The organism is Bacillota bacterium, assembly GCA_018818595.1.
In the GTDB taxonomy this organism is placed as follows: Bacteria; Bacillota_I; Bacilli_A; order Izemoplasmatales; family Hujiaoplasmataceae; genus JAHIRM01.
Genome location: JAHIRM010000029.1, coordinates 26,168 through 33,977 on the forward strand (window position 1 = coordinate 26,168; position 7,810 = coordinate 33,977).

Consider the following 7,810-nt stretch of genomic DNA (forward strand, 5'->3'; position numbering starts at 1 on the left):
TAAGTAATTAAATAATCCATTATTTTTTTAAAAATCTTAACTAAAACATCAAAAAGAACACCGCATTTTATAATGAGTGAAAATAAAAACAAAACAGAATATCTTCACAAACTAATTTCCTTTTTTCAGAAAATATCATTAATGCAAACAATGAAAATAAAAATAAACATTTTTAGAAATGTTTTTTTATTATTAAACAAGAGAATGATATCGCACGATAGCGCAATTAAACAATATTTGAAGTATAAAATTGAAAAAATTAATTTAGAAAACGCTATTGACAAAAGCTTTTAGTCAATTTATTATCTTAATTAACTCACCGAATTTAGATATTAATTGGAGGAATCATAATGTTGAAACAAATAGTAAAAAGAGACCAGACCGTTGTCCCATTTCGAAAAGAGAAAATAGTTCTAGCAATTTTCAAATCAGCTAGTTCAGTCGGTGGTTCAGATTTTTCTAAATCAGAACAACTAGCTAATGAAGTTGTAAAAATTGCTGAGGAAAAATATCCAAACGGAACTGCAGATGTTGAAGGAATTCAAGACATCGTTGAAAAAGTCCTTATCGAAAACGGACATGCAAAAACAGCAAAAGCTTACATATTATATCGTGAAAAACGGCGAGCATCTAGAGAAGCAAATGCTTTGATTGGTGCAACGATTGATATGTTTACCGAATATTTAAATGATCGCGACTGGCAAATCAACGAAAATGCCAACACTCAAAAATCTATTAATGGCCTTAACAATTATGTTCGTGAAGAATTCACTAAGAATTATTGGCTTCATGAAATATATCCTCAAGATATTCGTAATTCACACATTAATGGAGATATCCACATTCATGATTTAGGCTTTTTTGGTCCTTATTGTGCTGGTTGGGATTTAAGACAAGTTATTACAAATGGATTTGGTGGTGTTTCCAATAAAGTAGAATCTCTACCTCCAAAGCATTTAAGATCTCTTTTAGGACAAATTGTAAATTCAACTTTCACAACTCAAGGTGAATCAGCTGGAGCCCAAGCTTGGTCCTCTTTTGATACTTATTTAGCTCCTTTTGTTCGATATGACAATCTAGACTATAAACAAGTCAAACAAGCTTTACAAGAGTTTATCTTTAATCTTAATGTTCCTACAAGAGTTGGTTTTCAGTGTCCATTTTCAAATTTAACATTTGATATTATTCCACCTTCTACTCTTAAAAATCAAAGCGTTATATACGCAGGAAAATTAATGCCTGATTTATATGGCGATTTCCAAAAAGAAATGGATATGATTAACCTTGCGTTTTGTGACGTTATGATGGAAGGCGATGCAAAAGGCAGAGTGTTTACCTTTCCCATCCCTACGATTAACGTAACAAAAGACTTTGCATGGGATAGTCCTGTAGTAGAAAAGTACATGGAAATTACTGCAAAATATGGAATCCCTTATTTTTCTAATTACATTAATTCGGACTTATCTCCCGAAGATGCGTTGTCAATGTGCTGTAGACTTCGTCTTGACACTACTGAACTTCGCAAAAGAGGTGGAGGTTTATTTGGATCCAATCCTTTAACCGGGTCTATTGGAGTCGTGACTATTAATCTTCCAAGACTAGCTTACATATCAAAATCTGAATCCGAATACTTTACTAGACTTTGGGAAACAATCAATCTCGCAAAAAAAAGCTTAGAAATTAAACGTAAAATTATTGAAGAACAAACCGAAAAAGGATTATACCCATATAGCGCAAATTATTTAAAAGACATCAAACTAAAAAGTGGCTCTTATTGGTTTAATCATTTTAACACCATTGGTCTCATTGGAATGAATGAAGCAATTCAAAATTTGTTTGGAAGAGAAGTTGATTTAACCTCCTCTCAAGGCCAAGCTTTCGCTGTTAAAACCTTAAATTATATGCGCGACATTATAAAGGATATTCAAGAAGAAACTGGCCATTATTATAATCTAGAAGCTACTCCTGCAGAAGGAACTAGTTACCGACTTGCAAAACATGATAGAGAAAAATTCCCTGATATTATTGCTTCAGGCACGGATACTCCTTATTATACTAATTCAAGTCAATTGCCAGTAGGATTTACAGATGATATCTTTGAAACTTTAGACCTTCAAGATGAACTACAATCCCTCTATACCGGAGGAACTGTCCTTCATTTGTATTTAGGTGAACGGGTGAAAGATACCAAAACAACAAAAGCGTTAATTAAAAAGGTATTCGAAAAGTATAAACTTCCCTATATTTCAATTACTCCAACTTTTTCAATTTGTAATGAACATGGATACATTTCAGGCGAACATTTTAATTGTCCAACTTGCGGCAAACCTGCAGAAGTATACACACGTGTTGTTGGATACTTACGTCCAGTTCAAAATTTTAACAAAGGCAAAAAAGCAGAATATCATGATCGAGTTAAATATGTTATTAAAGCAGATGCCCCAAATATTGAAGGCTCAAAAGCATGATCTTTGCCGGAATCATTAAAACTTCTTTAATTGATTATCCGGGAAAAATAGCTACTGTTTTATTTACTCCAGGATGTAATTATAACTGCTTTTACTGTCATAATCGGAGTTTAATTGAAGATTTTAATGAATTGGTATCGGTTGATGAAATTGAAGACTTTTTAAAAAAACGTCAAGGGTTAATTGATGGCGTTGTTATAACGGGAGGAGAACCAACTCTTCATGCAGATTTAATTGCTTTCTTTAAAAAAATTAAAGATTTAGGTTACTTTACAAAATTAGATTCAAATGGATCTAATCCTGAAATTATTAATGCTTGTGTTCAAGCCAAAGTGGTGGATTACTTCGCAATTGACTACAAAGCTCCAAGTGAAAAATACTCAGAAATATGCCGTGGAGATGCTAATCCTTCAAAAGTATTGGATACAATTAATTTATTACTGAAATATAATCAAGATTTTGAAGTAAGGACAACCGTGATTCCTCAACTTTCAATTGAAGATTTGATCAAAATGTCTGAAGAACTTCCTCAAATACCAAGATATGTCTTAAACCCCTATCAAAAACCATTCAATTTTCTTGAAAAAGACCAAAAATTCATTGATGTTCCTCCTTACTCAGAAAAACAAATTGCAGAATTTGCAGAAACATTAAAATTATACCAACCAAATGTCGTTTTATTATTTTAAAAGAACTGTAATTTACAGTTCTTTTTATTTATATAATTTGTTCCTGTACTCTTCAATCAAAAAAATGTGGTATGATAATAGTATCCAATTTGAAGGAGGGCTATATGAAAATTACTATTAAATCATTTTTATATGTAGTTGTGATCTTTTCGTTACAAGGTTGTAATCTTTTGACCCAATCAACAAATACAACAATCTCTTCTTCTATCGAAACAACTCTTGATGAGAGATATGTATTGCTTCAAAATGAATACACTTATCTAGAATCATTTCTTCCAAATGTCATAATAGAAAATTTTTTATTACCCTCACCACAAAATCAGGAAATAGAGACTATATATTATTTAGATGATTATTTAATTACAGATTCTACTGTCACTTATACAAAGTATGCACTTGATACTGAAACAATTTTATCAATTGAATTATCAATTAATGACTATTCTTTAACCAAATCATATTCTATCACAATGCTTAGAGACCCATTGCTTTACGAGCAATACCAAATTGATTCTTCTTTTTCGGAAATCATTAATTTGTTAAAAATTGCTCTTCCTGATGAAATTAATTCTGATTTTACTCTTCCAATTATTCAATATGATGATGCAATAATATCCTATACTACAAGCGAGTCAAGAATATTTAATAATCGCTATATATTCCCGTTTCCTGTGAATAATACAGATCTAATAATTACTGCACGCATTCAATATTTAAACGAAACAAAAACAAGTGATTTCATCGTCGAAATGAAAGGACTAAACTCGTTACCTCAAATTCCTATCATTTATATTACAACAGAAAATAACAATCCAATCACTTCAAAAGAAGATTATATAGATGGTGTATTTTCAATGGTAACCTATGATGAGGATAAAAATGAAACGGTTTTGTTAATGAATCAAAACATTCAAATCCGTGGAAGAGGAAATTCAACTTTCTATATGCCAAAGCTTTCTTTTAGAATAAAATTTGAAAACAAAACATCATTATTATTTGATTACGAAGAATCTGATTGGGTCTTATTAGCTAATTTTACTGATCAAACATTAATTCGAAATTATTTAGCAAATAGTCTATCAAATAGTATGAATATGGAATTTACACCAAGCTCTGCTTTTGCAGACGTTTACTTAAATAACGAATATATTGGAAATTATATGATTTCAGATCAAATTGAAGTCTCAAACGACAGAGTAAATATCGAAGAGCATTCTTCTGAGCTCGATACAGGATATTTGGTTGAAATGGATAAAAGATTATTAGAATTTCCTGAAGGAGTAGAGGGTATAGATTATTTTATTTTATTCGGAATCCCTTACGCAATTAAATCTCCTAAAACTGATTCAATTAATTATTCAACCAATCAGCTATACTTTATTGAAGACTATATAATGCAGGTTCACCTTACTCTTCAAAATCATCAAGATTACTCAAATTTAATCGATGAATCTTCTTTTATAGATTGGTTTATTATCGAGGAACTTTTCAAAAATGTAGACTCTGGATATTCCAGTGTTTATATGTATAAAGATACAGGTGAAAAGTTAAAAATGGGACCAATTTGGGACTTTGATTTGTCTACAAGCAACCCCGGACATCTCGAAGATGCTTTAAGAGTACCAGAAGGTTGGTACACTTCTTTAAGTTTTAAAAATATATGGTATTATTACTTAATGCAATATGATGAATTTCAACTACATCTAAAAGAAAGATGGAACGAACTTTATTCAAATCAAATCCAGGAATTGATAGCGTCCGTCTATCCCGTTTCTGATTTAATGTCTAAATCAAGATATTTAAATTTTCAGCGTTGGAATATAATAGGAGTTAACGAAGACTGGTATACTTCTACTGAAGTACTTGCGGCCTCAACATATGAAGAACAAGTAAAAATACTATATGATTACCTATATATAAGAAGTATTTGGTTAAATGAAGAAATTAATAAATTCTAAAAATTAGACTCGGAACTTATAAAGCTCCCGGTCTTTTATTTACTATATTAATATTAAAATATTTACTTTTCTATCAAAAAATTTGTTATAATATATGTATAATACACTGGAGGCGCAAATATGATATTCAAAATTTTAAACGATGTATTTATGATGAATTCGATGATAGCTAATCGATCGGTTACTGAAGTTCCTTTAACGGATATTTTGTCTGAGAAAATGGAAGTCCTTTTTGAACGAATCTATTCTAAGGCCACATTATCTAATATCTCAATTTCATTCGATATTAAGAAGCGAAAATTTCGGAGCGAATCAATTGAACCTGAATTTGACCATTCGCACAATATAACCATAGAAAGAAATAAAAACATCATTATGTCTTACTATATAAATGTTAGTAGTGGTATTGAGTTTTTTGACTCTAATTATTCCTCAGAAAGAGAAAAAATAAATAAAGCTCTTGTATTTGTTGAATCAAGTAAAGATAATAAATCACTTGTAATAAAGCTTGAATTTTTCTATTCAATTGGTGATTTTGACAATATGAACAAATCGGATTTAACAAGACTATTTGAATCAGATTTCTCAGAAGCAATCTATATTCTTAATTCGGAAATTTATAAGAAAAATATGCTTATAAACGAATACAATCAAAAATTACGATCTGAAATTGAATCTTTACTTGTCAAAAGAATTCAAATAGAAAAAAGAACAATTGAAATACTAGATTATTTTAAATAATTTAATCCTTATACAATTTGAATTTTAAAAAAAAGAAAAAAGAAGATTACTCTTCTTTTAGGTAACTAGTGGTGGAGGGGGACGGTTTCGAACCGCCGAACCCAAAGGGAGCAGATTTACAGTCTGCCGCGTTTAGCCTCTTCGCTACCCCTCCATATTTTTGATTCTTTTTATCGGCTATTACATTATATCAAATCAATTTTTAAATTGCAAGACAAACCTTTGCGATTTTAATAATTGTTTTCTATCGGTATTTTGAGATAAAATAATGATATAATTATATTATAAATAACCCTTAAAGCAACCGGTAAGTATGTCAAGAGGTAAAAATAAAAAAAATCACTAATAAGTGATTAAAATCTCATCATCAAGACATACTTAAAAAAGGTTAAATTGGATTTGAAGATATTCAGATATTACTTATAGAGTCTATTGGTACTCAACAAACCAAAGATAAGACGAATAAGTTTTCTAGCAGTTAAGGCGAGGGCACGTTTGTGTTGATGCGTTGTAACTTCATTATATTTTTTGTGATAAAAGTCACGATATTCAGGAATATGAATTCTTGTAAGATTAGCCGCTTCGATTAAGAAGTAACGTAAATACTTATTACCTGTTTTAGTCATATAAGTATCATCAGCAGTATATTTGCCAGACTGATTTTTACGCCAAGTGATTCCAGCGTATTTGGCTAAAGCGGAGTGAGAGGCAAATTGATTAATATCAGCAATTTCAGCTAGGATGCCGGCAGCGTAAACCTTACCGATTCCAGGTATAGAAGTTAGAACTTGGAAGTGATCATGATTAAAACCAGCAACTTGATTGGAAATAGCATTATCAATCTCTTTAAGCTCGTTTTGATAACATCTAATGACATTAATAGAAGACGCAAGAGACAAGTTAATAGGATCATAAGCTACTTCATCTAATCGATAAGAAGCACGTGCTGCCTTTTGGATTTTAGCAGCTACGTCAATGGAGCTATCAAAACGATTCTTACTAGATTTAGCAACAAAGTCAGCTAAATCTTCTAAAGATGAATTAATAATGTCATCGATAGATTTGTATTCTAACAGAAGATCAACCGCTGTCGTCCCGAAGTTATTAGAGAACAAAGTTTCAAAGTTAGAGAACTTTAAAAACACGTTGTTTAGGGCATAAGTCTTCTCATTAGCAAGCTTTTCAGCAATATGAAGTCTATGTCTGGTGAGTCTTTCTAAAGCGAGCCTTTGGCCGCCTTTGAACGGTGTGAGTTCATCACATCTACCAACTCTAGCAATATCAGCTAGTACATAAGCATCTTTAGGATCAGTCTTATCCATGTCCGCAAAACTCTTCCTGTAATTCTTAGAGATTTTCGGATTAATGATATAAACTTTTATCTCAAAAAGGCTTAAATATTTTGAAGCGGATAGATAAGTTGCGATGTGAGCAGAGTAGACGCCAGTAGATTCTAAAATAACGATCACTTTAGTAAAATTGTGTTTTTCAAGTAACTGAAGTAAGTGTGATTCAATTTGATTCGCACCATCCTGGGTATTAGGGATATTGATAGACAATAACTTATCACGATCTAGGTTAAGACAATAGACGTGATTGGTAAGTTTAGCAACATCAATACCAACAAATAAAGTATGATTCAAAGTAACACCTTCTTTCAAGGGAATTAGATATAAGAGAAGTCCTAGCCTTGGAAGACAACTGCAGCCTCGCCAATAAGAAAACACCGTTAGCTATAAAGTTGAGTTAGAACTAACGGGTAACAACAACCGGTTAGCAGATAAGTCAATCAAGCAGGTTTGCAAGCTTATAAGGCACCTAGAAGTGCAAGGAGATGAAGCAGATTCTTCTGGTTACATCTTGACTTAATTATAACACTAGGACTTCAAACTTATAAATAATTAATATGTAGATAGGTAAAACCTAAAACTACACTACATATTATACGAGGAGA

General features: G+C 31.3%; 5 protein-coding genes and 1 tRNA gene. 4 read left to right on the forward strand and 2 right to left on the reverse strand.

Translation table 11 applies throughout. The features are described 5' to 3' along the window. Nucleotides 1-350: 350 nt before the first annotated feature. From KJ971_05370 to KJ971_05385, 4 genes are all read left to right on the forward strand, one after another. Nucleotides 351-2,468: a ribonucleoside triphosphate reductase gene (locus KJ971_05370; GenBank protein MBU1145268.1), complete on the forward strand. Its 2,118-nt coding sequence runs from the start codon at nt 351-353 to the stop codon at nt 2,466-2,468. Continuing rightward, entirely contained in the window at nt 2,465-3,157 is a 693-nt protein-coding gene (locus KJ971_05375; protein ID MBU1145269.1) for an anaerobic ribonucleoside-triphosphate reductase activating protein, read from the forward strand. The genes KJ971_05370 and KJ971_05375 overlap by 4 nt, the downstream gene beginning before the upstream one ends. 104 nt (nt 3,158-3,261) lie before the next feature. Continuing rightward, nucleotides 3,262-5,115, forward strand: a complete 1,854-nt coding sequence (locus KJ971_05380) for a CotH kinase family protein (GenBank protein MBU1145270.1) — start codon at nt 3,262-3,264, stop codon at nt 5,113-5,115. Nucleotides 5,116-5,235: 120 nt separating this feature from the next. Next, entirely contained in the window at nt 5,236-5,856 is a 621-nt protein-coding gene (locus tag KJ971_05385; GenBank protein ID MBU1145271.1) for a hypothetical protein, read from the forward strand. 69 nt (nt 5,857-5,925) lie between these two features. Here the strand turns inward: KJ971_05385 and KJ971_05390 are convergent. Together KJ971_05390 and KJ971_05395 are read right to left on the reverse strand one after the other, a co-directional pair. Continuing rightward, nucleotides 5,926-6,010 (reverse strand) — tRNA-Tyr (locus KJ971_05390). 262 nt (nt 6,011-6,272) lie between these two features. Continuing rightward, a complete protein-coding gene (locus tag KJ971_05395; protein ID MBU1145272.1) occupies nt 6,273-7,517 on the reverse strand; it encodes an IS110 family transposase in 1,245 nt (414 codons plus the stop codon). Nucleotides 7,518-7,810 lie beyond the last annotated feature (293 nt).

Excerpts from the sequence above, each read along its gene's own strand:
- KJ971_05370 (MBU1145268.1), top strand. The coding sequence starts at position 351 with ATGTTGAAACAAATAGTAAAAAGAGACCAGACCGTTGTCCCATTTCGA.
- KJ971_05375 (MBU1145269.1), top strand. The coding sequence starts at position 2,465 with ATGATCTTTGCCGGAATCATTAAAACTTCTTTAATTGATTATCCGGGA.
- KJ971_05385 (MBU1145271.1), top strand. The coding sequence starts at position 5,236 with ATGATATTCAAAATTTTAAACGATGTATTTATGATGAATTCGATGATA.
- KJ971_05380 (MBU1145270.1), top strand. The coding sequence starts at position 3,262 with ATGAAAATTACTATTAAATCATTTTTATATGTAGTTGTGATCTTTTCG.